Source organism: Neolewinella lacunae (genome assembly GCF_014349155.1).
GTDB classification, from domain to species: domain Bacteria; phylum Bacteroidota; class Bacteroidia; order Chitinophagales; family Saprospiraceae; genus Neolewinella; species Neolewinella lacunae.
Genome location: NZ_JACSIT010000118.1, coordinates 90,716 through 114,358 on the forward strand (window position 1 = coordinate 90,716; position 23,643 = coordinate 114,358).

Annotated in this window: 20 protein-coding genes; 5 read left to right on the top strand and 15 right to left on the bottom strand. The window is 54.8% G+C overall.

Features of this window, described 5'->3' with window-relative positions; translation table 11 throughout:
* Window positions 1-114: 114 nt before the first annotated feature.
* From H9S92_RS13300 to H9S92_RS13335, 8 genes are all read right to left on the bottom strand, one after another.
* The gene (locus H9S92_RS13300) at window positions 115-618 is read right to left on the bottom strand and encodes a CRISPR-associated protein Cas4 (RefSeq protein ID WP_187467199.1); all 504 of its coding nucleotides are present in this window, start codon (window positions 616-618) and stop codon (window positions 115-117) included.
* Complete coding sequence (cas3, locus tag H9S92_RS13305; RefSeq protein WP_187467200.1) at window positions 615-3,089, bottom strand: CRISPR-associated helicase Cas3'; 2,475 nt, start codon at window positions 3,087-3,089, stop codon at window positions 615-617. The genes H9S92_RS13300 and cas3 overlap by 4 nt, the downstream gene beginning before the upstream one ends.
* Window position 3,090: 1 nt before the next feature.
* The gene (gene cas7p / locus H9S92_RS13310; protein WP_222936100.1) at window positions 3,091-3,978 is read right to left on the bottom strand and encodes a type I-PGING CRISPR-associated protein Cas7/Csp1; all 888 of its coding nucleotides are present in this window, start codon (window positions 3,976-3,978) and stop codon (window positions 3,091-3,093) included.
* Between the two features lie 96 nt (window positions 3,979-4,074).
* Window positions 4,075-5,634, bottom strand: a complete 1,560-nt coding sequence (locus H9S92_RS13315) for a hypothetical protein (protein WP_187467201.1) — start codon at window positions 5,632-5,634, stop codon at window positions 4,075-4,077.
* Complete coding sequence (locus H9S92_RS13320; RefSeq protein ID WP_187467202.1) at window positions 5,624-6,430, bottom strand: hypothetical protein; 807 nt, start codon at window positions 6,428-6,430, stop codon at window positions 5,624-5,626. Before H9S92_RS13320 ends, H9S92_RS13315 begins: the two co-directional genes overlap by 11 nt.
* Window positions 6,431-6,438: 8 nt before the next feature.
* On the bottom strand, window positions 6,439-7,098 hold the full coding sequence (cas6, locus tag H9S92_RS13325; protein ID WP_187467203.1) for a CRISPR-associated endoribonuclease Cas6: 660 nt from the start codon (window positions 7,096-7,098) through the stop codon (window positions 6,439-6,441).
* A gap of 117 nt (window positions 7,099-7,215) precedes the next feature.
* Complete coding sequence (locus tag H9S92_RS13330) at window positions 7,216-8,100, bottom strand: helix-turn-helix transcriptional regulator (protein ID WP_187467204.1); 885 nt, start codon at window positions 8,098-8,100, stop codon at window positions 7,216-7,218.
* Window positions 8,101-8,382: 282 nt separating this feature from the next.
* On the bottom strand, window positions 8,383-8,958 hold the full coding sequence (locus H9S92_RS13335; RefSeq protein ID WP_187467205.1) for a 3'-5' exonuclease: 576 nt from the start codon (window positions 8,956-8,958) through the stop codon (window positions 8,383-8,385).
* Between the two features lie 478 nt (window positions 8,959-9,436).
* On the opposite strand from H9S92_RS13335, the gene H9S92_RS13340 reads away from it, so the two are divergent.
* From H9S92_RS13340 to H9S92_RS13350, 3 genes are all read left to right on the top strand, one after another.
* Window positions 9,437-11,290 carry a di-heme-cytochrome C peroxidase gene (locus tag H9S92_RS13340; protein ID WP_187467206.1) on the top strand — a complete coding sequence of 618 codons (1,854 nt, stop codon included), beginning with the start codon at window positions 9,437-9,439 and terminating at the stop codon, window positions 11,288-11,290.
* Between the two features lie 19 nt (window positions 11,291-11,309).
* Window positions 11,310-12,398: a catalase family protein gene (locus tag H9S92_RS13345; protein WP_187467207.1), complete on the top strand. Its 1,089-nt coding sequence runs from the start codon at window positions 11,310-11,312 to the stop codon at window positions 12,396-12,398.
* A gap of 154 nt (window positions 12,399-12,552) precedes the next feature.
* Window positions 12,553-14,505: a S41 family peptidase gene (locus tag H9S92_RS13350; RefSeq protein ID WP_187467208.1), complete on the top strand. Its 1,953-nt coding sequence runs from the start codon at window positions 12,553-12,555 to the stop codon at window positions 14,503-14,505.
* A gap of 100 nt (window positions 14,506-14,605) precedes the next feature.
* Here the strand turns inward: H9S92_RS13350 and H9S92_RS13355 are convergent, their stop codons facing one another.
* The 3 genes from H9S92_RS13355 to H9S92_RS13365 are packed head-to-tail and all read right to left on the bottom strand — an operon-like array spanning window position 14,606 to window position 17,665.
* Window positions 14,606-15,676, bottom strand: a complete 1,071-nt coding sequence (locus tag H9S92_RS13355; protein ID WP_187467209.1) for a hypothetical protein — start codon at window positions 15,674-15,676, stop codon at window positions 14,606-14,608.
* Between the two features lie 7 nt (window positions 15,677-15,683).
* Window positions 15,684-16,589 carry a CsgG/HfaB family protein gene (locus H9S92_RS13360; protein ID WP_187467210.1) on the bottom strand — a complete coding sequence of 302 codons (906 nt, stop codon included), beginning with the start codon at window positions 16,587-16,589 and terminating at the stop codon, window positions 15,684-15,686.
* 20 nt (window positions 16,590-16,609) lie between these two features.
* Complete coding sequence (locus H9S92_RS13365; RefSeq protein ID WP_187467211.1) at window positions 16,610-17,665, bottom strand: hypothetical protein; 1,056 nt, start codon at window positions 17,663-17,665, stop codon at window positions 16,610-16,612.
* A 225-nt stretch (window positions 17,666-17,890) separates the two neighbouring features.
* Between H9S92_RS13365 and H9S92_RS13370 the strand changes: the two genes are divergently transcribed.
* The gene (locus H9S92_RS13370) at window positions 17,891-18,889 is read left to right on the top strand and encodes a pirin family protein (protein WP_187467212.1); all 999 of its coding nucleotides are present in this window, start codon (window positions 17,891-17,893) and stop codon (window positions 18,887-18,889) included.
* Between the two features lie 233 nt (window positions 18,890-19,122).
* On the opposite strand, the gene H9S92_RS13375 is transcribed toward H9S92_RS13370, so the two are convergent.
* Genes H9S92_RS13375 through H9S92_RS13390 form a run of 4 tightly spaced genes read right to left on the bottom strand, consistent with a single transcriptional unit; the run spans window position 19,123 to window position 22,483 of the window.
* Entirely contained in the window at window positions 19,123-19,494 is a 372-nt protein-coding gene (locus H9S92_RS13375) for a hypothetical protein (protein WP_187467213.1), read from the bottom strand.
* Complete coding sequence (locus H9S92_RS13380) at window positions 19,491-20,915, bottom strand: radical SAM protein (RefSeq protein ID WP_187467214.1); 1,425 nt, start codon at window positions 20,913-20,915, stop codon at window positions 19,491-19,493. Before H9S92_RS13380 ends, H9S92_RS13375 begins: the two co-directional genes overlap by 4 nt.
* Before the next feature lie 56 nt (window positions 20,916-20,971).
* Window positions 20,972-21,697, bottom strand: coding sequence for a prolipoprotein diacylglyceryl transferase (locus H9S92_RS13385; protein ID WP_187467215.1), 726 nt, complete (start codon window positions 21,695-21,697; stop codon window positions 20,972-20,974).
* Between the two features lie 18 nt (window positions 21,698-21,715).
* Complete coding sequence (locus H9S92_RS13390; protein ID WP_187467216.1) at window positions 21,716-22,483, bottom strand: SDR family NAD(P)-dependent oxidoreductase; 768 nt, start codon at window positions 22,481-22,483, stop codon at window positions 21,716-21,718.
* Window positions 22,484-22,674: 191 nt separating this feature from the next.
* Here H9S92_RS13390 and H9S92_RS13395 point away from each other — a divergent pair, with 191 nt between their 5' ends.
* A complete protein-coding gene (locus tag H9S92_RS13395; RefSeq protein WP_187467217.1) occupies window positions 22,675-23,628 on the top strand; it encodes a hypothetical protein in 954 nt (317 codons plus the stop codon).
* Window positions 23,629-23,643: the final 15 nt, after the last annotated feature.

A 23,643-nucleotide genomic window follows, 5' to 3' on the forward strand; every position in this document is an offset into this window, starting at 1 on the left:
GACCCGGAAGCAACCCCCAATCCTCCACTTTTCGTATAAGCGAGCAGGATGCGGGCGCTTTCGCAGGTGCAAAGCAAAGATGAGGAGCAAGGTGGGGGGAGATCCCCTACAGCATCAAACAAAGCAGAAATCGTGAAACGCGCATTCTCCGCAGTACGATTTTTTCACCAGCGGTGGACATTCATCCAACCCCACAATCCTAGCAATTTCTGCCTCCCAGCCCGGGATGGTAACGGACCGGTCAGCCTCAGTAAGTGCCACTTCTAGGGTCCTCCGCTGGGCGGGGTATTCCAGCAAGCCCGTTGCCCCGGCCACGCCCCGCCGCTCCAGCGCGTACAGGTAGTACTTGAGCTGGGCAACGTGGGCGTGTTCGAGTTTGGGGCTCTTCTTGGTTTCCTTAACCACCTTGGCTAGTGGATCAAAATGGTCGATCTTCAGAGTGTCGCACACCAATTGGCTCCACTTTTTCGCGCGGCGCTGGTAGGTGGCCCGGTCGAGCAGTTTGCCAGCCGCAACGTCTACTGAGTTGTCCTCCATCCGAATTTGACGGTGGTGCAGCCAAAGTTTGCGGTGGCAGAGGAGTAGGTAGGTTAGGTGGGAAGCGGTGTAAGTCATCATAGCAAGTGGTTTGCTTTCCAATCATAGCCATATAGGCTCAGTAAACCCATCTTTTTATCGTAAGCTCCTTCGCATGCATAATAAACCTCAGCGGATTTTTCACGTCCTTTCGCTCCGACCAGCACTGTGGTCAACTTAATAGAGGGCCCTTCCCCGTCTTTCTTCCTGAGTTCACTACGAATTTTATAAACAGGGCAGGAGACACCGTGGGCGAGGGCGTACTTTTGAAATTCATTATAGTTTGTAAACCTTGATTCAGGAGCCTGAATCAGCACAGTTAGCTGATCACTGATGTTACGCGACTGCCAAGTATTCGTTTTAGTATCCTCATCATTATTTCCAGCAGCCCCAACTAACAACCAATTATCCTTGATTAATTCGCGGTAATACAATTGATTTTCTATCGTTGCTTCACTGAATTTCATACCATTCTGGTACAATCTGTTTGTATGCTCGACTAGATTCTCTGGCGTCAAACGATAATCGTCTGCTTTTTCTATTAAGACTTTGATCTCGGCAAGGGTTTTGGCGTAGGCCGCTATTGGTCGGTACACGGTTCGCTTGCTAGTATCGGATTTTGTGTCCACCTCAACATATGGCCAGGCGTAAGCTTCTCCTTTATCATCAATTGGCTCCACAACGGCAACTGTCGCGTTCACCTCTGATGCATTGTCTACAGAGAAGCGAGCTAAACGACCGATCCTTTGTGCTAAACGATCCCACGGGCAACAATCGGTGAGCATCAGCTTAGAACTAATGTTGATGCTCATTTCACCGATCTGGGTCATGATAACTATGCCGCTGGCCCGACCATCAGCGTGGGCTTTTTTACCCAAGTTGGCTTCCAACTCTTCTTCAATGCGTTTTTTATCTGGTTCGGTGAAGCGACTGTGGTAGATCGTCAATGGGGTTTCTCCCACTAGTGGTTCGAGGAATTCGTAATAGGACAGTGCGCGAGCAACAGTATTCGCATAAATTATTCCCTGTCCGGCGGTCAACATTTCCTTGAGGAATTCAGCGGTATCTTCCGGTTTGGCAGACGTACCGAGATAGCGCATTTTTTTACGAACATTTTCCGATCCCGGTTGCGCCGTTTCCCGAATGAGGTCTTTTACCCGGTAGAGCGACCGCGCGGAATTGGGAACGGTAGCGCTCATGATCAGCGTTGGAACTTTCAGAATATCCAGTACGTCAAGCAGCGTCTGGATGTTGGCTTGGACGAATTCATCGTAAAAGTCTGTCTCGTCGAAAACCACGCAACTGTTAGCCAGGAAAAAGAACGTAGAGAAGTGTTGCTCACGCGTTCCAGTCAGGCAAGCTAGCAGGTGATCGATTGTGCAGACCGTTACTGGCGTCGCGAGGTAGCGCGCCAGTTTTTGGCGTTCTACCTCTTTGCTACCCCAGCTATCATCTCCATTATCGCCATAAAGATTGAAAAAAGCACTACTATGGTAGAGACCTACTTGCGGTTCATCTTCACCTTCAGTTCCGCCACCGATTAGATCAGGAATTTGCTCCCGCACAGCCTCCCGCAGGGCATTCGACGTGAATCGGGTGGGCATGGCAATTACCAATCGGTCAGCTCGCGGAGTTTGGGTTAAGATCTGCCGCTCTGCCCACAACAAACAGGCATAGGTTTTGCCGCTACCCGTCGGCGCACGCAGGATGGTTCGCTGCGCCTCGGCGAACTTTACGGCAGCATCCTGTACAGGACGAAGGTTGACGTCTACCCCGAATCCTTTGGGACCGGTAAAGGGGATCAGCGGCACCATTCCTTCGTCGCCCATCCCTTCCCAGCGACTGGCGCGGGTATCGGCCAGTTGTAAAAGAGAGCGAACGGCGGCATATCGATAACGGCGGAGGACCAGCTTATCGAAAGACTCTCGTTCCGCGGCCTTGTTGCTGCTCCCTCTAAACTGTTTGTAGAATTTGTAATATGGTCCTACTTCCAATCCTGAGCCGTCGGTACCGTCCATTCGCCAACGCTTTTCTACATATTCTCCCTTAGCCAGTTTACCATGATGGGCAGCTATGGCAGCAACAACTGGTCCGGGTGTTTTCGGACGGTGTTGAGCGAGGAAATCCAAGGAGGAAAACTCGTGGCGAACACCGGCACAAAAAAGATTGGGAGCTGTTGCTTTTCCTGCTCGCCTTAACTCTTCTTCGTAGCGATGATGCAGTTCACGGTCCACTTGTTCGGTGGCGAAACCATGCCTGCGTAGCCAGGTATGGTACAGAGCTACATCCTTTGCACAAGCTTCCCTCCAACGATCGCTGAATCCTTTACCATAGTCGTGGTATTCTTCTGCGGTAGTGCAAAAATCGTCAAGATCTTCTCCTGTAAGCTGCTTGTACTTATTCGTCCAGAATGGAAACTGCTTGCGTAGCATTGCGCCTTGCTGCTTTACGTTGTCCGTGTGCTGCCGCAAGGTCAGCCCGCTGGGCTTACCGTATTTAGGCATAGTTCCCATCTTAGGCGAATTCAGGACGGTAAAGTTTACCGTCCTTCAGCGCGTCAAGTGCGGCAGTATAAGCTTGATAGACGGATCTTCCATTTCCATCATTGTCATCACCCAGAAAATAGGTAGCTCCCCGAGCCTCGAGTTCCGCCAGGATGCGCTGTTGGCGGGTCTCATCACTGCTGAAATATTGCATGGCCTTACGGCTCATGCCAGGATCCAGTACGATCAGTACGCGGTGCGGTTCGCCTGTGACAGCGTTACGGGCCTGATTAGCGTAATCCACCATCGAGCGTGTGGCATCCAGAAACAAACGAATCCGGCGGGCGTGCTCCGCATCATCGATTTTACGTACATAGTTGGTTGCTACGTGTGCTTCCCCTTCGTAAGTGAAAGTCTTCACGGCACCTACAGCCCCGATGTCGAGGTGAAAGTTCATTACCATCTCATCTTTTTCGGAGAACTCGTTAAGAGCTAGTGCCTGCTTTTTCTCAGCGTCCTTACCGGACATTTTTAGGCGCACCAAAAGATCTTGACCAACCTTACTTTCCTGCAAAGAGACTGCGGGTGTGGCCGAGAGCGGTGCGGTCCGTCGGCCGGAATAATCTCCGAGGTTGGTGTCCAGAAAACCGCCCAGGTCACTGCGAAGATCCGTTTCGATTTTGGTGGAAATCCCGTCTCCATTGCTTACGTAAGTTTCTCCCCGCTCGGGATCGCTTTCGTTGAGCCGTTCGATGGCAGAAAACAGGACGTGGCGCTGCATTTGCCCACTCACGTAGACTTTGCCGTCGGGGGTGCGCTTCACGCTGCTTGCGTTCCCGAGTAGTTTTTCACCTCGGTTAGCGGCATGGTTTTCCAGGGTAGCCACGGTAGTGACCAAAATGCTTTTTACGGTAATCATATAGTTATTAAGTTATTGCACACCGGCCGCCGTTTCCAGTAGATATTTAGGCGCGTACGCAGGTGCAAGGGTTAAGTTAAAGCAGTGAAGGGAATTTTAATCGATGGAAAAGCCAACGGATTCGAGTGTGTCGGTGTCGGTAGTAGTTTCTGCAAATTCTTTTTTCTTGCCTTGGTTGAGGCGCATAAAGGCGATCAACAGGTCTTGAGCGACTTTATAATCTACTTCTCCGGTAAGAACCGCTTTCATGAAAGGGGCTGACTTCGGGCTAAGGTCATAGCTGGTCATCCGCCCAATCAGCGTACTTACTTGACTGAGCAACTGGCTGCCACCTTTGGCACTCCGAATGTTGCCCTCCAAGCTGGATAGCACGCGAGATTTGTACTCGGAAATGTTACGCTCAGTAACTCCTTTGTCACTGGAATACTTGTCCTTTGCAGCTTTGTAGGCTGCACTATTTAGTGACTTGCCCATTGCCATGGCGGAGTCGACAACTTCTTTGGAAATCTCTTGCATTAGAAAGTATTTATGGATGAGGGGAAGGAAGGTGACAGGATAATTAGCCCTAACGGACAGGAAACCTCTGAGAGAGGCGGGGTCAAAACGGCGCAGCCAGCGGTCGAGGTTGCGTTTGAGGTGTTCCCAATGTGGGGATTTGTACTTCTTGGCTGAATCCACGCCTACCAGTTCGATTTTCCAGACTTCGTTCAGGGCGCGATACAACTCGCCGTTAGCTGTTATTTCGGTTAGATGGGTGCCGAATTGCTGTTGTCCGTTGTAGTCGTAGCCAATAATCATCATTGGCCGGCCGGCAAGAATATCTACCAAACTAACTATCTCCTCCTTGTCTACTTCCTCACCCTGAACAATCAGTCCACTGAATGCGGCCAATAGTTGCAGAATCCCAAAATTGACGTTGTTTAGTGCATTCCGAAAATTGCCTCGATAAATAGGTGGTCTGCCTATGTATTTCTTCTTTTCCGGATCGTATCTGCCGACGTAGGCATCCGCCAAATCTTTCTGGATACGGCTGAGTGATTTCAAGTAATCCAGTAACGGATACCCACCTGTAATCGGGCTGCTAAACGGAATGTCTGGAATTAACCCAATGTTGGTAAAAGTATCGTAGTCTAACGCTGCGGCTTTGTTTGCCGTCGCGGCACCTACAGCAGTGTAGGCGGCAGCCAACAACTCATCTTTGGGATCACTCATCGATTTGGTACCAGCATTGATCTTTGAAGTCTGCGGAGAAAAGGAGCGTTTCAACTGATAACTTTTGTCTAGCCCCCCTTTCAGCGCTTTTTGCAAAGCCTTGAACTCCTGTACCATCATCCCTGAATTATTGGACGTCAGCACGTGTGGTGCTAAGAAAAATCCATTAGCGGCGTTTTGCCCACTCTTGCTCCCTGGGGCCAGGCGATCAATTTGGTTAAATAAGGAATAGGTAACAGTATCAGCAGCTACGCCTTCGGTGCGGGCTTCAAGCAAAAAACCAAACTGAACCTTAGTAAGGGCTTCGCCCGCTAGTTCTGCCAGTGCCGTATCGTGTAGTTCGGGCATAGCCTGCATATTGTCAATTCTACTGCGCCAATCATGAATAGCGGCGGCCAGCCCGTACCTAGGCAACGGGTGCCAGTTATTAAATCTATCTTCCATCTTCAGCAAGTTTAATGCTTACCCAGCCTTCGCTTGTACCAAGGTAAGTCGGTGCGGTAGGTGTGGCTATCGCCTGGATAAGTAATTGATATGAGGATTCAGTGGCTTTGAAAGGCATCCGATAGGCGCTAGTAGGAACGACGAATCCGCGTTTTTTCGGGCTAACATAGTATTGCGGGTAACCCTTTTGGACGGTCTTCAAATGTACGTTTCCCACTCGTAGATGATAAATTTCTTCGAGCTCTGTTTGCTTAAACTTCTCTCCTTCTCCAACTGTAATCTTACTGTCACCTGCACTCCTAGATTGACGAAGCGCTGTAATCAATCCTTCCAAACGGTAATCGTAAATCCTACTCCCCCCATAACCTGAAAGCCCTTGATCTTTTAAATGCATCGACCACAAATCATCATAAGTCATTGCTTCTGTTGGATCGTCTGCCTCGGATATCTCAAGGTGGTACTGAAGAAGGCTAAAGTAGTTAGTCAGTGCTACCTTGGTAGGCTTTCCTTGTAACCAAGGGTGATCTGCGAAAGCATTATTTTTTCGGTTTTGCTTTTTTGCTGTCTTTGCGAGACCCTTGAGTATCTCTTTACGAAGATCTGGAACAAAATGCCAGCCCAAGGCATTTTCGATCATTCCATACACCATATGTACCGGTGGCTTTAGCGCCGTACGAAAATAGGTTCCTGGCTGTGAAGCTACCATCGAAAGCGGTGCTAGTGCGGTTATTTCAAGTATGCCCTCCACCGTTAGCTCCGGCGGTTCAAGGTAAAAACTAAGGTCTAATTGTTCCATTGTACTGATCATTTTATAGCTCCAAACCCAATTCCCGTACTATTCCCAATGCCCACGTTCCAAGCGAATGCCAGGCAGTGCGGATCGCCTTCTGCGATGACGGGACAGAGCGAACCTTTGTTTTTGATGCCTCGGTAGGTCGCCATCTTCACGCGTGCCTTATCGTAGTCACGGTCGAAACGGAGGGATAGGCGGCCTTCCACTCCCGCATGGGCCATCTTGGCGTGCATTGTCTCAGTCATGTAGTCATCCGCCTCCTTATCGGTGTGGTAGAAAAACTGCTGGGTGCCATCGGCCACCTTTCGCTTGATCAGCACAGGACTCTGCATCATAAAGCGTGCAGTTTCGCCGAAAACAGGTTCCCGTTGGGGCATGATGCTTTTCACCCTCATCCCCCAGTTGATCTCGGTGTCGGTCTGAAGGCCTTCGATCAAATCTGCCAGCAGGCCGTCATTGGCTGCACTTACGTGAAAAGAAGTGCCGTGAGGGAAACTCAAAGCCCCACTGCGCACCTCTCCCCTACCTAGCCAGGAAACGGAGTAAAGGGAGATGCTGTCGTGCTCGGCGTTCTCACCCAGCCAGCCGTGCAACCGCCCAACCAATTTGTGTTGGTAGTCAAAGGGCACCAGCCTGGTAAAATTTGGAGTTGTGAAGAAGGTAATGCGCATGGGCTTGAATTGATGGCGTAAAGGTCATATGCCCCCTGGGGGAGAATCCCCTCCGGGGTTGAGGTTTTCTGAATTTTGTGGTAGATACTTGCCAATGAGGCACTAGCATCCACCACCTTACTCGGCACTAGAGTACCGTGCTAGAAGGTCTTTGGCATCTGCCACTATTAGATCTCTTAAGCCGTCCGGGGAATGAATTGTCACGTCTTCCCAATTAGCCATGATGAATTGTCGCAACCCAATGTACTTATGGTTCACCCTGCCTGAAAACTGGTAAGTGTTCTCTTCCATGCCTTTGCGGACGCAGAGCCGGGCGTGGGGATTCCGCTCGATGAGGTCGTTGTAGGCACTCACTTTGAGGGTGAGATCTACCAGAACCGTGCGCTTATCGACAATACTAAAGGCATCGCTTGGGTGATGGGAGTGCTGAGATTCGTACATCCAAGGCTCATTCAGCACCGTAACCCGATCCATGCGGCTGAGCATGAAGTGGGCGGTTCGCAACTTTTCGGTATCGTAAGCCCGGATCATACCATTCTCTGGTTCCAGCCCAAAAACCTCCACTTTGCGGTCCCGCTCGTTGTTGCTGCTGCGGCTGCGGTAGTTGACCAAAAGCACCCGCCGCTTTTCCCGGATGGCTTCCTCCAGGCAGTTGATTTTCTCCAGTTCCGGTCGGCGCAGCGCCTCAAGCCCGAGCGATTGGAAGTCCAGCAGGCTATCAATCTTGTTGGCAAGTTGCATCGCCTCAGCGGTAGGTAGCTTTCCCAGGGCGTCCCGAATCCTCGCCTTATCGGCTTCATTCAAGGGCGAGAGGTAACCCAACTCTTTGAATCCTGTGGTGGGCAGTACATAGTAGCGATTGTGATTATCGTGTTCTACCTGAATACCCGCCGCCCGAATATGATTCAAATGATCCCGCACACTGGAGCGGTCTTCCAGGCCCACGAAAGCACCGAGTTGCTTACTGGTCAATCGCTTTGGCGCGGCCAAAAGCTTGAGCAAGATCCGGAGGGTTTTTGTACTGGGGGAATCCATTGTTTCAGTTTAGGTGAAAAGTTGATGGGTAGGTATAGGTAGGCAGCTCGAGCTTCACTCAATATTGGAAAGGCAGCAGGTAGGTAGCGTAAAGCTCGAAAAAGAAAAGGAATAGGCTTAGGGAACTCACTGGAGCAAGAACGGCTATTGCATCTTGCTATGGTGAGTCCGCATTTTTCACAGGCGCAAGTTAAAACAATTTTCCAAAGTTACAAGCGCTAAGAATTTGGCGAGTCGGATAATTTACCCCTACCCCACCACCCCCGCCCCCACCAAGCCCCCCAAACACCGCCGGGTCATTTCCACGTCTGTTCCTGCGTGGTGTGCGCCGGAAAAACCTTCCCCCAAAAGCTTTTTGTGCAATTCTTCCAGGGTAGGCCATTTGTAACCGTAGGGACCGGGTAAGCGACAAAAATCTACGGACGATTTCATGGTGCAGATCATTTTCTTCTTCCCAAAGGGTGGCTTCCGTCCCGCGCGCAGGTATTCGCTACCGAGTACCTTATGATCAAAATCGAGGTTATGGGCCACCAGCACGTCCGCCTGGACTATTGCGGCGGTAAATTGGTCGAGTACTTCCAGTAAAGGCTTTCCCTCCCGCAGCGAACGCTGCTGGGTGATGCCGTGCATTTTGGCTGCCGCAGCGCTGATCGGCACTTTCGTCTGGATAATGAAGCATTCTGCCGCCAGGGTATTCATTTCCCCGTCCACCAACTGCCAGGCGAGTTGGACAATGGAGGGCCAGTTGCCAATATCCTTCATCGGTGCTTTCCAGGATTTCGGCAGGCCGGTAGTTTCCGTATCGAAAATTAGGTAGGTGGGCATGAGCTGATCTTTCCAGCCGTAATATTAGCGCTTTTTTATTTCCGAGGCCATTGGGTGTGGCCCCCCTGCCTTTCCCGCAATAATATGCGCTTGCCCCTCCCTCGCTCCCCCCCCTTTGGGGGTTGGGGGGCCAACTCCCCCTGCACCTGCGGCCGCGCCCAGATTTGCGGTCCCACCCGCACGGCCGCGCTTCAAACGGGCACAAGCAAAAGGGCGCGGCCGCAGGTGCAACCCAAAAACGAAGGAGCAAGGCAAGGCCCACGCCAGCCTGCCCTGCTTCGTCACCCAAAAAAGCAGGTATTTCTACGTGTTTTCCCCCGTAGCCCCCCGGAAACGAGCGGCCGGGAGTACAAAAGCCAAAAGTTGTAAACTACTTTACGGCACGCAAAGCCGCCGCCCGCTCAGGGAGGACTTTGCCTTTCGTCAGCACTTTTCGCGGCTTCCCTTCTGGAAGCGCCAGCACCCATAAATAAAAGTCATGAAAAAGTACATTTTTTTCGCCTCCTGCGTGGGGCTGTTTTTCATTGCCTGCAACGTAAGTACGGCCCTCGTAATGCCCAAAGACGTAAAATACGTGAAGGAGGTGGGGGAAGTACCCGAAAGGCTATCGCTGGAACAAAACTGGCCGGATTCCATCAAAGAAAAATTCTGGTTTACCCCCCAGGGCGCGGAGGTACTGCCCTACGCCTGGTTTACCTGGCTGGAGCAGGCGGATAGCGAAGAACTTTTCCGGAGTGCGGAGCATATGTCCGACCTGGGTTATTTGCCCATGAAGACGTCTAAATTTAATCCTTCCGGATTGCCCATCGGCTTTGTCATGACGCGGCAGAATTCCGCCGAAGGGGCCATGGTGGGCTTTACCTGCGCCGCCTGCCATACCAACCAACTGGATTACGATGGCAATAAATACTTAATCGATGGAGCCCCGACCCTGGCGAATTTCGTCGGCTTTTTTGAGGAATTAATCCTGGCGATGAACGCAACCCACCGCGACGATAAAAAATTCCAGCGCTTTGCCCAGAATGTCCTTGGCAGCAATTATTCGGTACAGTCCGCAAAAAAGCTGCGCAGCGACCTACTCCAACAAGCCACCGCTTCCGGGCAGCGCCAAATCGTTAACGCTTTACCCGAACATTATCCCAAAGATTTTACCAGTTACGGCCGGCTCGATGCATTTACCAATATTGAAAATGCGGGTACGGCATTCGGCCTTAATATGCTGAGCAACCGCAACGCGGCCATTGCCCCGGTATCTTATCCCTTCCTGTGGGGTACGCACCAGTCGGACGTAGTCCAGTGGAACTGCTCGGCACCGAATACGCCAGTGGTGGGCCCGCTGGTGCGCAACACCGGCCAGGTGGTGGGCGTTTTTGGTGGCCTGGAAATCGAAAGAGCGGGCTGGCTGGCGCGGCTGCTGGGTAAAAAAATAAAGTACTCTTCCACCATCGATTTTCACGGATTGGGAGCCCTCGAATTGTACGTCAAAAACCTGCGTTCACCGCGCTGGGAAGACGCCAATTTCCCGGCCATCAACCTGGATTTGGCCGCAGCGGGCGAGCCCCTGTTTAAAAGGGAATGCGCAAGGTGCCATCAGGTGATCAAGCCAGCCGACGAAGGCAAAAAATACGTCTCCGCCCGCACGCCGCTCGATTCCCTGGGCACCGACCCGATAACCGCCTGGGCGGCCGAGCACCACATGGGCGCTACGGGAATTTTGAAAGGAACCAAGGCCGAAATTTTGGTCGGCGAACGTTTTCGCGATAGTGCACAGTCCATCCAGATTCCCGTCAACGGCGTCGTAGGCCTGGTACTCAAAAATCCGGTTAAAGCGCTCTCCGCAGCCGCCATCACCGGCGAAAAGGGCACCGAGACCAAGTCGTGGCGAAAGCAAGTTAAGCACCACGAAGACATCCGGGATTCCATCGTCGAGCACCGTTTTGACCAGCACGGCTTCATGGAATTACAACTCGTGGACACGGCAGAGCCCGACGACTTCACCCAAACGGATAAAAACCTTGACGGGCTGGTTTACAAAGGCCGGCCGCTGAACGGCATCTGGGCCACTGCGCCCTACCTCCACAACGGTTCGGTACCAACGCTCTGGGATTTGATGACCCCGCCTAAGCAGCGCCCGACGGAATTTTGGGTGGGCAGCCGGGAGTTCGACCCCGTGAAAGTAGGCTTCCGCACCGACGAAGGGAAAAACCTCTTCCGGGTCAACGACAAAAACGGCAGAGTCATGGAAGGCAATTCCAACCTGGGCCACAACTTCGGTACCCACCTGACGGAAAGAGAACGCCGCGCCATTGTGGAATACATGAAAACGTTATAAAGAAATAACCTACTTCAAAATGCATATTTATTCCCTCATTTTCACCCTGCTGCTGATGGGCCTGGGGGGCGGCGTGGCCGCCCAGCGGATAGTCCCACTAATGGCCACCGAATACCCCCCGCCGGGGGAAGGGGCGGCCACCCAGAAAATCATCGGCCTGCTCAAGGAACGGCTGGAAAAAGATTTCCCCGCCCCGGAGCGCACCCTGCGCGACGCCCACCCGAAGCAGCACGGATTGGTGAAGGCAGAATTTACCGTCAGCGAACACATCCCGGCGGAATACCGGGTGGGCGTATTTGCCGAGCCCCGGACTTTCCACGCCTGGATCCGCTATTCCAATTTATCGGGACAAAAAAAGCCGGACATTGCCAAAGATTCGCGGGGGATGGCCATCAAGCTGATGGGCGTGGAGGGCGAAAAAATATTGCCCGAGCAGGCCGCTGCAACGACCCAGGATTTCGTTTTCATGAGCACCCAGATTTTTGTGACCAAAGACGTGAAGACCTTTGGCAAATTATTGAAATCCATCAACGGAGGAAAATTGAGTGCGGGAGCCTTTTTCCTCACCCACCTGGGCCTGTTAAAACTCTTTGCCTCGGTAAATATCCAGGTGGCGGATATGTTTGACGTGGAGTGGGGCTCCACCACGCCCTATTTGCTGGGCGACCGGGCGGTGAAGTACGCCGTCTTACCCCAAACGCCCAGCGGTGCCACGCTGCCCACCGGGACGCCCTCCGACAATTACCTCCGCGAACGAATGGTGCAGACCCTTAAAGACGGTGCGGTGTACCTTGATTTCTACATTCAAGTCCAGACCGACGCCGAGCTGATGCCGATCGAAGATCCCCGTGTGGAATGGAGCCAGGACCTTTCCCCCTTCGTCAAGGTGGCCACCATCAAGGTCCTCCAGCAAACTTTTGACACGCCGGCGCAGCAGTTGTACGGCGACCAACTCTCCTTCACCCCCTGGCACGCGCTGCCCGTGCACCGGCCCATGGGCGGGCTCAACCGGGGCCGCCGGGCGATCTACGATACGATGTCGAAGTTTCGCCACACCAGAAATGGTGAGGTTTCACAGGAGCCGACGGATTGGAAGACTTTTGAGTGAGGGGAGGAGGAAGATAGTGTTGGGAAGGTAGTGTTGGGCTTTAGGCCGACCATAGGCCGTAAGGCCAGCCTCGGCGGCGGATCGGGCTAAAGCCGCGACAATACCATAAATGACCCCAACACCTTACCTTCACGGAAAAGAAACTACTGGCACCGTGCAGCACGCCTCCGTCCCCACTCTGCTCCTCATCCTCTTCCTTTGCACCTGCGGCCGCGCCCAGGAAAGCCTGACCAATGATTTCAGCTATTTTCCCGCCATGGCGGCTTCGGCGGCCAACCTGGATTACCTGACCAGCAATGGCAAAATCGGGCCAGTGGACGCGCTGGTCGCCAGCCTGACCAGCACGGAGGACCTCCGCCCTACCCCACCCGATTACCTGCGCATTGGCGATACCCTGCTGCCCCTGGCGGGTGGCACCACGGCCGTTCACCTGACCGGCAACGACGGCCGCGACTGGGTCACGATCCACACGCTGAGCCCCGACGACGCTAAGCCCCGGCGGACAATGTGGAACGCCATCGGCACCTACACGGGCACCCAGTACGATCATGCCTGTTTTTACCTGAAGCTGGAAAAAGGGCAGCCGCACAGCCTGCAAGCCACGGCCCTGTTTGGGTCGACCGTTCTTTCCCTGGGCCGCACTTTCCCCATTTCGCTGGCCCAGTACAACGAGTTGCCCAACGCAGCGCAACGGGCCGTGTACCAGGAGGCGGTGACGACCCTGGAGCGCCGCATTTTGGCCCTCGCCGAGCACCTCCTGCCAGCGGAGCAACTGCTCTACCTGGCACGGCCATCCAGCCCAATGACCGCCGCGGAACGCACCTTCGGGCTGGTGCAGTTCTGGACAGAAGTAAAGTACAACTTCGCCTATTTCGATCAGGTTCCTGCGCTGAACTGGGACGCCGCCCTGCTGGAATACCTGCCTCTGGCGGCAGCGGAGCAGACTAATGCTGCCTATTTCCGCCTGCTGGAACGCTTCTGCGCCCTGCTGCAAGATGGCCACACCAACGTCTATCCGCCGCCCTACCTGCGCAGCTACTACGACCGTCCGCAGCTGAAAATCGAGCTCGTGGAAGGGCAGCCCGTGGTGGTCAATCACGCCGTCGGGTTGGGCCAGACCGTTCCCCTCGGTGCCCGCATTACCGCCGTGGAGGGCCGCAGCGTGGAAGCGCACCTGGAGGAAAACATCTATCCTTATATATCCATCGGCAGCCCGGAAATCCGCCGGCGCTGGGGTGCCCACGACGTGTTGAAGGGGCCATCCGGCACCAATGTCACCTTCACTTTTCAAACCGTGGAGGGCGGGGAAAAGACCGTCACCCTACCCCGCAACCGCGACAAAAACTGGATTACCTGGGCCGTTGACGAACCGCAGCGCCCCCTGACGGCCTTCACCGTACTGGAGGGCGGCATTGGCCACCTGACCCTGAATTCCTTTGGCGACGAAAATGCGGCGACGGAGTTTCTGACCTATTGGCCCGAGATTCGAAAGTGCCGCGGACTGGTCATTGATTTGCGCTACAACGGGGGTGGCAACTCCGATGTCGGCTACGCGGTGCTCAAGCATTTCACCGGCCAGCCGGTCTTAACGTCTGCCTGGCGGACGCGGGAAATGCGGTCGGCCAACCGCGCCTGGGGGCAGTTTATGGCCGGCGAAGACCCCGCCAACCTGAGCGAAGACGACGCGCGCAACGTGGCGATGTACCGGGGCGATTACTGGTTTTTGGGCGCTCCCGATACGATCTGGCCGGCGGCGGATGCCCTGGCCTCCCTGCCCGTGGCCGTGCTCGTGAGCAATTACACGGCCTCCGCAGCGGAAGATTTTTTGGTCGCCGCCGATGCCCTGCCGAATTTTACTTTCGTGGGCGAGGCGAGCTTTGGCAGCACGGGGCAGCCCATCCAGCTCCGCCTGCCGGGCGGCGGCAGCGCCCGCGTGTGCACTAAGCGCGACACCTACCCCGACGGCCGCGTTTTCGTCGGCCCCGGCGTGCAGGTGGACGTTCCCGTCCGCCCCACCATCGCGGAGTATCTGGCGAAAAAAGATGTGGTTTTGGAGCGGGCCTTACAGGGAATAAAGGGGGAAAGGAATAAAGGGGGAAGGGAGTAAGGGCTAAGGGCGCGGCCGCAGGTGCGAGGGAGGGGGATGAGGAGCAGAGGCGGTCAGGCCCACTGTAAAGCTGGTGATATTAGCAGAAACTCTCCTTTTCTCAATGCACGGAAACGCCCTTGAATTCTACGTTGTAGTATCCAGATTCTGAGTCCCAGCAATGCATTGCAAATGCCGCGATGCTGTTTATCCGCTGTTGTACCTGACTGAATCGAAAGGTAAGACGCACATTATAATTAGCGATAAGTGTTTTTTCAACTCTATAACTAGTACTTGATTTATCGCCCAGGACGATTTCGGCCGGAAGATACTCGTTTTGGTTCTCTGCAGCGAAAATCCGGGTACCGTTTTCTAAATAAATGGTTAGATTGACATCCTTAGTGCGTGGCGTAACCTGTAGTACACACTCCATATTTTGCCCCGATTGGGCGCAGGACATCAATTCAAACACCATACTATTGTTTCGCCACGTAGCTATGCTGCCCCGGCTGCTGACGTCCGTCATAGTGGTTCTTCCACCGGTTCCTGTAATTGGGGGAGATATTGACTGAACCTGCGGGGTAGAACCAATTAAATCGTTAATTTTCGTAGTCTTAATGAACCTGGCGCGGGACATAGCCTTTACGCTCTTGTCTTTATCTACGGCTTGGAAGGTGACCAGTATTTCGTCGCCCTCATCCACAATGGTGCCACCTACGAAGTGTTTTACTTTGGCCAAGGGATTGGAGCTTTTGGTTAGCAAGAGTAATCCTCCCAAAGCTGCCGCTGCGCCGCCCACCAGCCAGGGGTCTACTTTTCCATCACCAGAATTACTATTAGCGTTATTGGCTGTATTGTTACTATTTACTGGGGTAGAACCGTTGGCAGCACGTCTTTGCTGATCAGCCGCTATTTCGTTCATTGCCAGGTCAAAATCATCGTTGGACATCACTTCAAAGTCAGTTCCGCTTTGCAAAAAAGCGTAGGCTAACTCATCGGCAAAGTACTTACCGAGAACGGTATTAGGGTTACCGTTAAAGCTGAGTCGCACCAAAGCCACCTTCTTGGCCCTATCGCGGGAGAGTTGTGTCTTGAGTTCCTGGGCAACCTGGCGCATGGCCTGTGCTTCGCTTTGGGCAATCGTGGGATCGGTCAGCAACAGAAACGTGATAAAGGGGAGTAAGAATTTCATGTGATGCTTATTTAAAATGGATGTTATTAAGGTGATAGTCAAACTCATAAATCGAGTAAGTCTTGCCGCGCAAGGTGAGGGTGGCCCCGTTGGTAAAGCGTCCAGGAAATTGTACTAAAGCTTTATACGGACGTCCGGCAACCAAGGGCGCGCTCAGCTGATAGGTACTTTGACGTCCATCCAGATATATTCCTACTGGCCCTACCCTGCGATTGCCCTGGCTCAGGTAGGTTCCTTCGCCAAACAGGATGAGCGTCTCGTTACGTCCCGAACTGGACACCGTGAATGTACAATTGACCCCTCCGCTGGCATGGGCACAATCATCCAACTGGATTTGAATCGGTCCGGACTTAAACACTTCGTAAGCACCGCTGCTAGCCACTTGGGGCGGGCTTCCCCCAGAGCCGGTGGGAGCTGCTTTTGCCTTTGTCCCTGTGTATTTCCCATCAATGGACGGGACCCGCGTGAGGTAACCACGGCACAATGCGCCGATGGTTTGCTTCTCCAACAGGCAATACTTAAAGTAAATGCGGTAGTGATCTGCTTGCTGGTAAATCTTTCCGTATACAATGGCTGAAATACCGGTCATCCGCCCCAACCGGATGACGGTGTTATCGTCCAGTAAACCATTAGCCCCAAGGTCTACTTCGTCCATCAGCTTTTGAAAATGACTGCGGTCTACGATGGTGAAGGGTTCGGCCGATGTGCTAAGGGCGTAACTTATCTCATCTGCCAAAAGGGAGCCCAATTGGACGGCATTTCCGTCAGCATCCAAAATGTCTCCGATGGCGATGTTGTGTCCAGTCAATGACGATTTAGCCACTGCGGCGATTTCCTCGGCAATAATTTTCACCTCCCGATCAAAAACGGACTGGCCCGCTAGGAAGAGGGGGGCTGCTAAAAGCAAAAGCATACCAAGGTTGCGTGTTTTTCCTATCGACATAGATGAAGGGGCAGTTGTGCAAACTCGTTGCTTCCTAAAAGTTTTTCGGTGTAATCTTGCATGGCCAGCGTAGCATCGCCCGCCGGACCTGCACCTGATTTACTGATGTTAACGGTGAAGTATTCTTCGGAAGACAAGACCAGTAAGCCAATTTCGGTGTTACCCGATACTACATTAAAAGCGCGTCCTTCCATCGTTTTGGAGCTTGTCTCCAGGTTGGAACGTACCGTGCAGATACATTTCAATTGATCCGTGGGCAGAATTCTACCGATCGTTCCCGCATCTCCCTGCCAGAGTTTAGCGCTATGCTTTGCAATGAATGCGGAAGAAAGTAAACTGTTGCTGACGGCAAAACCTTTCCGGCCAAGGTGCATACTTATCGACCCAGATAAACCTACATCCTTCCCTGAGTACCCCTGTAAAGAAATGTTATAGTGCTTTGAACTGGTCAGCCAGTTTGTTGCTGCATTTTTTTCAACCGGGGCATCGCTTGGGCTGGGGGCAATTCTAGCCTTATCGGTTCTAGTTTCGGGAGAAACCACTGTTTTTTCCGGTTTTGGCTCTGTGGGCTGTTTCGTATGCCCCCCACTGCCGTCAACGAGTGCGTAAATTTTCTTTTTGAACTCTTCGATAATTATTTCTCTTCGTGCTTCTTTTTCTTCTTCAGATAGAATTTTACTCTGGCAATATAGTCTTTCGAAGGTGCAGGCTACCCCCCGTAGAAGATTAGCTTTTTGGGTAATCTCGGGATCGGCAACGAGAATTTCCCGAACCACCTTATCGAGATGATTCTCATCAACCTTGACTCTGGTGTGTCCACTTCCTTCTGCGTCAATGATCTGTTGCACTTTAGCAGTCAACTTCCCTTCTATTCCAGTATCCAATTCCTTGCTCCAGTCCATGCCTTTTTCCATGCGGACTTGATCATAGAACTCGTCCACAATACAGACTGTGCAAGGTACCTCTTCAGGAGTAGGTGGCTCTAGCCATTGAAAATAGGCCAGCAAGGCTACCGAAATTAAGAGCAATAGTGCCAGGTATTTCATCAGATGGAGGGAAGGTCGAACAATGTTACGACACAAGCTTGATTGTACATAACAGTTAAACACTTATATCAAAAAAGTTGCAGTGAAACAGATTCAATACTGCTCTTGTCGCGGGAGCTCCCTCCCCAGCTCTTCATCCCTATCCCCGGCACCTGCGGCCGCGCCCACCTATCGCAACCTAACCCGCACCCGCGCGTTTAATGTATCTACATCAATTTTCTACCCATGCCCAACCAAGTCCTGTCCACCTTCCCGCTGGGGATGCCCTGGCAAACCTTCGATCCTTTCCTGTTTTCGGTGCACCACCTCGACCGCTTCCCGGCGGGCAACGAAGCGCTGGGGCCCGCCGAGGGTACGGCCGGACGCCGCCTGGGCCAGGACTTTGGCGGCAAGGACGGCTGGAATATGTACCACGGCCAAACCGTGCCCGGCTTCCCCTACCACCCCCACAAGGGCTTTGAGACCATCACCGTCGTGGAACGGGGCTTTGCCGACCACACCGATTCTCTGGGAGCCACCGGACGTTTTGGCGGCGGTGACGTACAGTGGATGACCGCCGGCAAGGGCGTGCTGCACTCCGAAATGTTCCCCTTGCTCAATCCCGAAGGCGACAACACCATGGAGCTCTTCCAGATCTGGCTCAACCTGCCCCGCGCCAACAAGCTCGTGCCCCCCAACTACCAGATGCTGTGGGCCGAAGATATTCCCATCGCCCGTTTTCCTGGCGTGGAAGTCAAAGTGATCGCAGGCGAAGTGGACGGGCATGCCGCCCCCGCGCCTCCTCCGCATTCCTGGGCCGCCGACCCCAACAACCACCTGGCCGTTTGGCTGCTCCGCCTCAACGCTGGTGCGGAATGGACCCTGCCCGCCGCGCCGGCCGACCTGAACCGTACCCTCTATTTCTTTCGCGGCGAACAACTCAGCGTCGCCGGGCAGGCCATCAGCCCCTACCACGGAGTCCGCGTAGCCAGCGATGCCGCCCTGCCATTGGTGGCGGGAGACACCGAAGTTTCGCTCCTGCTGCTGCAGGCACGTCCTATCGGCGAGCCGGTAGCACAGCATGGTCCGTTCGTCATGAACACCCAGGAAGAAATTGCCCTGGCCTTCGCCGAATACCGCAAGACCCAGTTCGGCGGCTGGCCCTGGCCCAGCGAGGAATACGTTCACCCCCGTGAGAAAGGACGCTTTGCGCTTTACCCCGACGGGCGTGAAGAGGTGCGCTAGGCTACTACGGATAGGCTGTTTAATTAGCTAGGCCGCAGCCGTCCTCACTTTGGTCCATTCGTTGGGGGCTCAACCCCAGATCAACCGGGGGAGGCTCAAGCGCTTACCAGGTCGAGACCCTCTGGGTCGTAGGAGAATACGCCACTGTGCCTAGCTCGATCGACCCAGAGGGTCTCAACCTAGGCAGTCTAACGCGCGTACGGGCTCACCCCAATTAATTAGACAGCCTACCACTAAAACACCTCCATCAGCGAAACGCCACCGAAACAGAGGGATACCCCCACGAGCAACACCAGCCCCATGGCCAGGAAGTAAGCCTTGGCTTTTTGCTTGTTGTCGAGCACTTGCGGCTGCCGTTGGTCGTCGAGAATTTCCGGATCGCCCGGCTTAATTCCGGGCGTTGGCCTGTGGGTCAGGCGCATGACGATGCCAATCAAAAACAACACCACCACCTCGGCAATTATGGCGCACATCATCAGGAGCATGTACCCCAGGCCAGCGTAATTATTCGATCCTTGGTTCCCATAGTCGGCTGCATAGCTAAGGATGGTGAGCACTAGGAAAATCCCGAGGGAGATGTAAATAACTTTACTTTGGTAGCTCATAGTGAAGGGGATTGTGAAAAGGAAGGAATTTGGGCACGGATGCTGGCCAGGTTGGCCCGCTGGACCGCCGATCGATAAAACATATTCATCGTCTCGAAGGGGATGATGTGCCCATTCGGTTCGACGATGTGGACACAACTCTTTTTTACGGAACGGACGTCAAAATCGTAGGCATCCATGAAGTGCATGATGATGATGCGGAAGAGGTTTCCGTAGCCGAGGCTGGGCGCACTCACCGGCGGCAGGCAGCACATCAGCTGGTGGAAATTTTCCTGGGCCGTATCTACGCTGCAACCGGTGCTGAACAGATCAAGGACGTGGCGGTGCAGGTCTTCCTGCTGCTCATAAACAATGGTGTTGGGGCGGCTGGTATCGAGCAGGGCGGCGGGGTTGATGTAGCGGGTAAGGGGGAATACCTGCCCGTCCAGCTTCAGGAGGTAGCCCATCGTGAGCGCATCGGGGTTGCAGGGAACGGGAATGAGGTCGTTGGGCTGCAACAGCGGCGTTTGGTCGAGGATGCGCTGGCGGACTTCCGTGGGCGTCAGGCGATCCGTTGCCGGATTGAAATTGTCGGTTCGGCCCGCCACCTGGGTGGGCTGAAAGGTCACGCCCCGCACGCAGGGTTCCTCCAGGGCGTAGCGGATGATCTCGCCCAGCTCGTCTTCGTTTTGGCCTCGTTGGAGGGTGCAGACCAGGGTGGTAGACAGGTCTACGGCATTCAGCCGGGCCAGTGCGCGCTCCCTGACCCGCGTCAGGTCTTGCCCCCGCATACTCATCAGCACAGACGGACGAAAGCTGTCGAATTGCAAATAGACCTCAAAGTCGGGCAGGTAGGTGGCCAGGCGCTCGGCAAAGCCGGGGTCGTTGGCAATGCGCAGCCCGTTGGTGTTCAGCATCAGGTGCTTAATGGGGCGGGCTTTGGCCATGTCCATGATGGCCCAGAAGTCGGGGTGGATGGTCGGTTCTCCGCCGCTGATCTGGACGACGTCGGGCTCTCCTTCGCTGGCTACGATGGCGTCGAGCATCCGCTCCACTTCGGCCAGCGTCCGGTGCGACCCGTGGGTAGGGGAACTCTCGGCGTAGCACGTCGGGCAACTCAGGTTGCAACGGTCGGTAATTTCCAGGACGGTCAGGCAGCTGTGTTGCTCGTGGTCAGCGCAGAGGCCGCAGTCGAAGGGGCATCCCCATTGCACCGGCGTATGAAAGCGGTTGGGGTATTCCGAGGCTTTGTTGTAGTTGCGGATTTGCTTGTAGTATTCGACGTCGGTAGCAATCATCACCCGCTGCAGGCCGTGTTCCGGGCAGCGCTTACGCATCCATACTTTGTCGTCTTCGAACACGATCTTGGCTTCTACCCGGCGCAGGCAGTGCGGACAAAGACTGAGCGTGAAGTCGTAGTAAGTGTAGCGACCAGCGGGCATAAGCAGGGATTTACCCAACAAGGTAATTCTCCGGACGGAAAACCAAGCAACATTCTTTATCCGTTCCGCTCGTCAATCACGTACCACAGCAGGCCCAGCAGACAGGCCCACTGGATGGGGGCTAACCCGAGCCAGGAATTTCCCGGTTGCCAAAAGCCAATCACCAGGCGGTAGCCGAGGTAGCTAGTCATAAAAAGCATAAACAAGCGCCCGGAGCGCAGGGGCCAGTGGCGTTGGACGATCCAGAGCCCCAGGCCGCACAAAAGCAAAAAGACGATCTCGTAGAGGGCCGTCGGGTGCCGCAGGATGCCGTCCCCCAAATCCATCCCCACCCAGGAGGTGGTTGGCAGCCCGTAGGTCGCTTCCCCTACCCCCATCAGAAAACATCCCACCCGCCCGATGACCATGGCCAGGAGCAAAGGGTACACGTACAGATCACCCGAGCGCTGCCGGATACCCAGCCAGCGTTTGGCAATTTCCACGGCGGCCAGGCCACCGAGCAGTCCGCCCACTATCGTCTTGGCCCGGAAGTAGTACTGCCAGCCCAACTCGCCACCGCCCGCGAAAAACCGCGCCGGATCTTCCAGTCCCCCCAGCAATCGCGAACCGAATAGCGCCCCGAAAATGGCGGCAATCAATAAGCTCAGCCGCTGCGCGTCGGTCAGGGGATCGTGGCGACCGGCCCGCAGGCGCTGGTACAGGCCATACCCCAGGCTTATCCCGACGGTCTCGAGGATGAGGTGCAGCAGCGCCGCATTGGGGACGGGAAAAAGGGAAAGCATCAGCACCAGGATGCAGCACTAGCGCAAGTAGCTGGCCCCGTTAAAATCCAGCACCGCCCCGGTGGTGAATTTTGCCTCGGGAGTGGCCAGGTAGAGAATGGCCCGCGCCACTTCGACCACCGTAGCCACGCGGTTGAGGGGGCTTTGGGCTTTGACGGCCTCACCCGCCGCGCCCTGCAGGTGGGGGCGGGCCATGGCCGTCTCAATAAATCCCGGAGCAATGGCGTGGACCGTAATGTGGTCTCCGCCCACGGCCTGGGCCAGCGACTGGGAGAGGGCGTGGAGACCCGCTTTGGCGGCACCGTAGCCGACCTGCCCCGCTTCGCCCCGGAAGGCACCGCGGCTGCCGACATTGATGATGGCCCCACTCCCCTGCCGGCGCATGTGCTGGATGGCCGTGTAGGCCGTGGCGGCCGGGCCAACGAGATTCGTCTGGATCGTTTCGTTAAAGGTCTTCAGCCATTCGTCGAAGGGCATGCTGCCATCGACGGGGTGCGGACGAAAAACGCCGGCGTTGTTGACCAGCACGTCGAGCCGGCCCAGTTTCATTACCGCACTGTCTACCAGCAGGCGGGCGGCGTTGGGGTCCGTCAGGTTGGCCTGCAAGAGGCAGTGCCCGGCACCGGGGAGGCTGGCCAGCACCTCTTTGGCCCCTTCCAGGTCGCGGTGGTAATGAACGCACACCCGGGCCCCCGCCTCGGCGAACAAACGGGCAGTCGCCGCACCAACCCCTTTGCTGCTGCCCGTGACGAGTACCGTCTTTTTACTGAAATCAATTGTTACCATGTCACAAATGTAGCCGTCTTAAGCCTGCTCCGAAAACTTTTCTTGGTAACGGCAGCAGTTCGCTCCTCCACCGGTGGTCCGTTAAATTCAACGGATCACCAACGTCTTTGTATACTATTTGTCCGGGGCCAGCGTATTTACCCCCAGACGCCGGGCCGGTGGGCCCTACCGACTAATTTCCAGTAATCCCCATGAAGTACATCCTTTTCACCCTCCTCTGTTGCCTACCCTTTTTGCTGCCGGGCCAGTCTGGCAAGCTGAAACCTGCCGACCTCGAGCGCCTGGTCGCCGCCGAAGCAGAACTCCGGTCGCTCGCCTACGTCATGGCCACCGACAGCAGTGAAGAAAAGCGCTATACCGCTTGCAAAGCCCTCATCACCGGCCTGGTGGAGGCCCTTAAGACGCCCAACAGCTACCAGTACGATTTCCCCAACCTGGAAGGCGTAAAAATTCTGGCCGACCCCAACAACAGCTTCCGCCTGTTTACCTGGGAATTATTCATCAACAGCGATGAGTACCGGCACTTCGGCGCCGTCCAGCGCAACCGCAAGGAACTGGACCTGACCCCGCTCATTGACCGCGGCGACGCCCTGCGCGAAAACCCCGAAAACGTTCAGTTGCCCGCCGACCGCTGGCTGGGCTACGTGGCTTACAACATTATGCCCGGGGGGACTTACGCGGGCCAGGACTACTACTTCGTCTTCGGTTACGACCGCTACGAGACCTACCGCCGCCGCAAAGTGCTCGACGTCCTTTCGTTTAACGCCGCCGGCAAGCCCGTCTTTGGCCTGCCCGTCTTCGTTACCTATACGCCCGAAGGACTTTTGCTGGCCGATCGGCAACGGCTCATCCTCGAGTACGCCGCCGAATCCACCGTGACGCTGCGCTTCGACCCCGACCTGGGCAACGTCGTCTACGAAAACCTCATCCTCGTCCCCGGCGGTAACAACGAAGGCCCCGTATTTTTGCCCGACGGCAGCTACCACGCTCTGGAGTACGGCGAAGACGGGCGCTGGACGGAAGTAGACAAAATCTTTACCCACACCTACGAAGAAGCCCCCAGAGAGGCCGCTAAGGCTCCCGGGGGGCTCGATATTCTGGGGCGTCCCACCGGTGGTGGCGGCAGCGTCCCGAAGAAGAATTAGGGTAACGGAGGCTGC

Excerpts from the sequence above, each read along its gene's own strand:
- H9S92_RS13300 (WP_187467199.1), bottom strand. The coding sequence starts at position 618 with ATGATGACTTACACCGCTTCCCACCTAACCTACCTACTCCTCTGCCAC.
- cas3 (WP_187467200.1), bottom strand. The coding sequence starts at position 3,089 with ATGGGAACTATGCCTAAATACGGTAAGCCCAGCGGGCTGACCTTGCGG.
- cas7p (WP_222936100.1), bottom strand. The coding sequence starts at position 3,978 with ATGATTACCGTAAAAAGCATTTTGGTCACTACCGTGGCTACCCTGGAA.
- H9S92_RS13315 (WP_187467201.1), bottom strand. The coding sequence starts at position 5,634 with ATGGAAGATAGATTTAATAACTGGCACCCGTTGCCTAGGTACGGGCTG.
- H9S92_RS13320 (WP_187467202.1), bottom strand. The coding sequence starts at position 6,430 with ATGGAACAATTAGACCTTAGTTTTTACCTTGAACCGCCGGAGCTAACG.
- cas6 (WP_187467203.1), bottom strand. The coding sequence starts at position 7,098 with ATGCGCATTACCTTCTTCACAACTCCAAATTTTACCAGGCTGGTGCCC.
- H9S92_RS13335 (WP_187467205.1), bottom strand. The coding sequence starts at position 8,958 with ATGCCCACCTACCTAATTTTCGATACGGAAACTACCGGCCTGCCGAAA.
- H9S92_RS13340 (WP_187467206.1), top strand. The coding sequence starts at position 9,437 with ATGAAAAAGTACATTTTTTTCGCCTCCTGCGTGGGGCTGTTTTTCATT.
- H9S92_RS13345 (WP_187467207.1), top strand. The coding sequence starts at position 11,310 with ATGCATATTTATTCCCTCATTTTCACCCTGCTGCTGATGGGCCTGGGG.
- H9S92_RS13355 (WP_187467209.1), bottom strand. The coding sequence starts at position 15,676 with ATGAAATTCTTACTCCCCTTTATCACGTTTCTGTTGCTGACCGATCCC.
- H9S92_RS13360 (WP_187467210.1), bottom strand. The coding sequence starts at position 16,589 with ATGCTTTTGCTTTTAGCAGCCCCCCTCTTCCTAGCGGGCCAGTCCGTT.
- H9S92_RS13365 (WP_187467211.1), bottom strand. The coding sequence starts at position 17,665 with ATGAAATACCTGGCACTATTGCTCTTAATTTCGGTAGCCTTGCTGGCC.
- H9S92_RS13370 (WP_187467212.1), top strand. The coding sequence starts at position 17,891 with ATGCCCAACCAAGTCCTGTCCACCTTCCCGCTGGGGATGCCCTGGCAA.
- H9S92_RS13375 (WP_187467213.1), bottom strand. The coding sequence starts at position 19,494 with ATGAGCTACCAAAGTAAAGTTATTTACATCTCCCTCGGGATTTTCCTA.
- H9S92_RS13380 (WP_187467214.1), bottom strand. The coding sequence starts at position 20,915 with ATGCCCGCTGGTCGCTACACTTACTACGACTTCACGCTCAGTCTTTGT.
- H9S92_RS13385 (WP_187467215.1), bottom strand. The coding sequence starts at position 21,697 with ATGCTTTCCCTTTTTCCCGTCCCCAATGCGGCGCTGCTGCACCTCATC.
- H9S92_RS13390 (WP_187467216.1), bottom strand. The coding sequence starts at position 22,483 with ATGGTAACAATTGATTTCAGTAAAAAGACGGTACTCGTCACGGGCAGC.
- H9S92_RS13395 (WP_187467217.1), top strand. The coding sequence starts at position 22,675 with ATGAAGTACATCCTTTTCACCCTCCTCTGTTGCCTACCCTTTTTGCTG.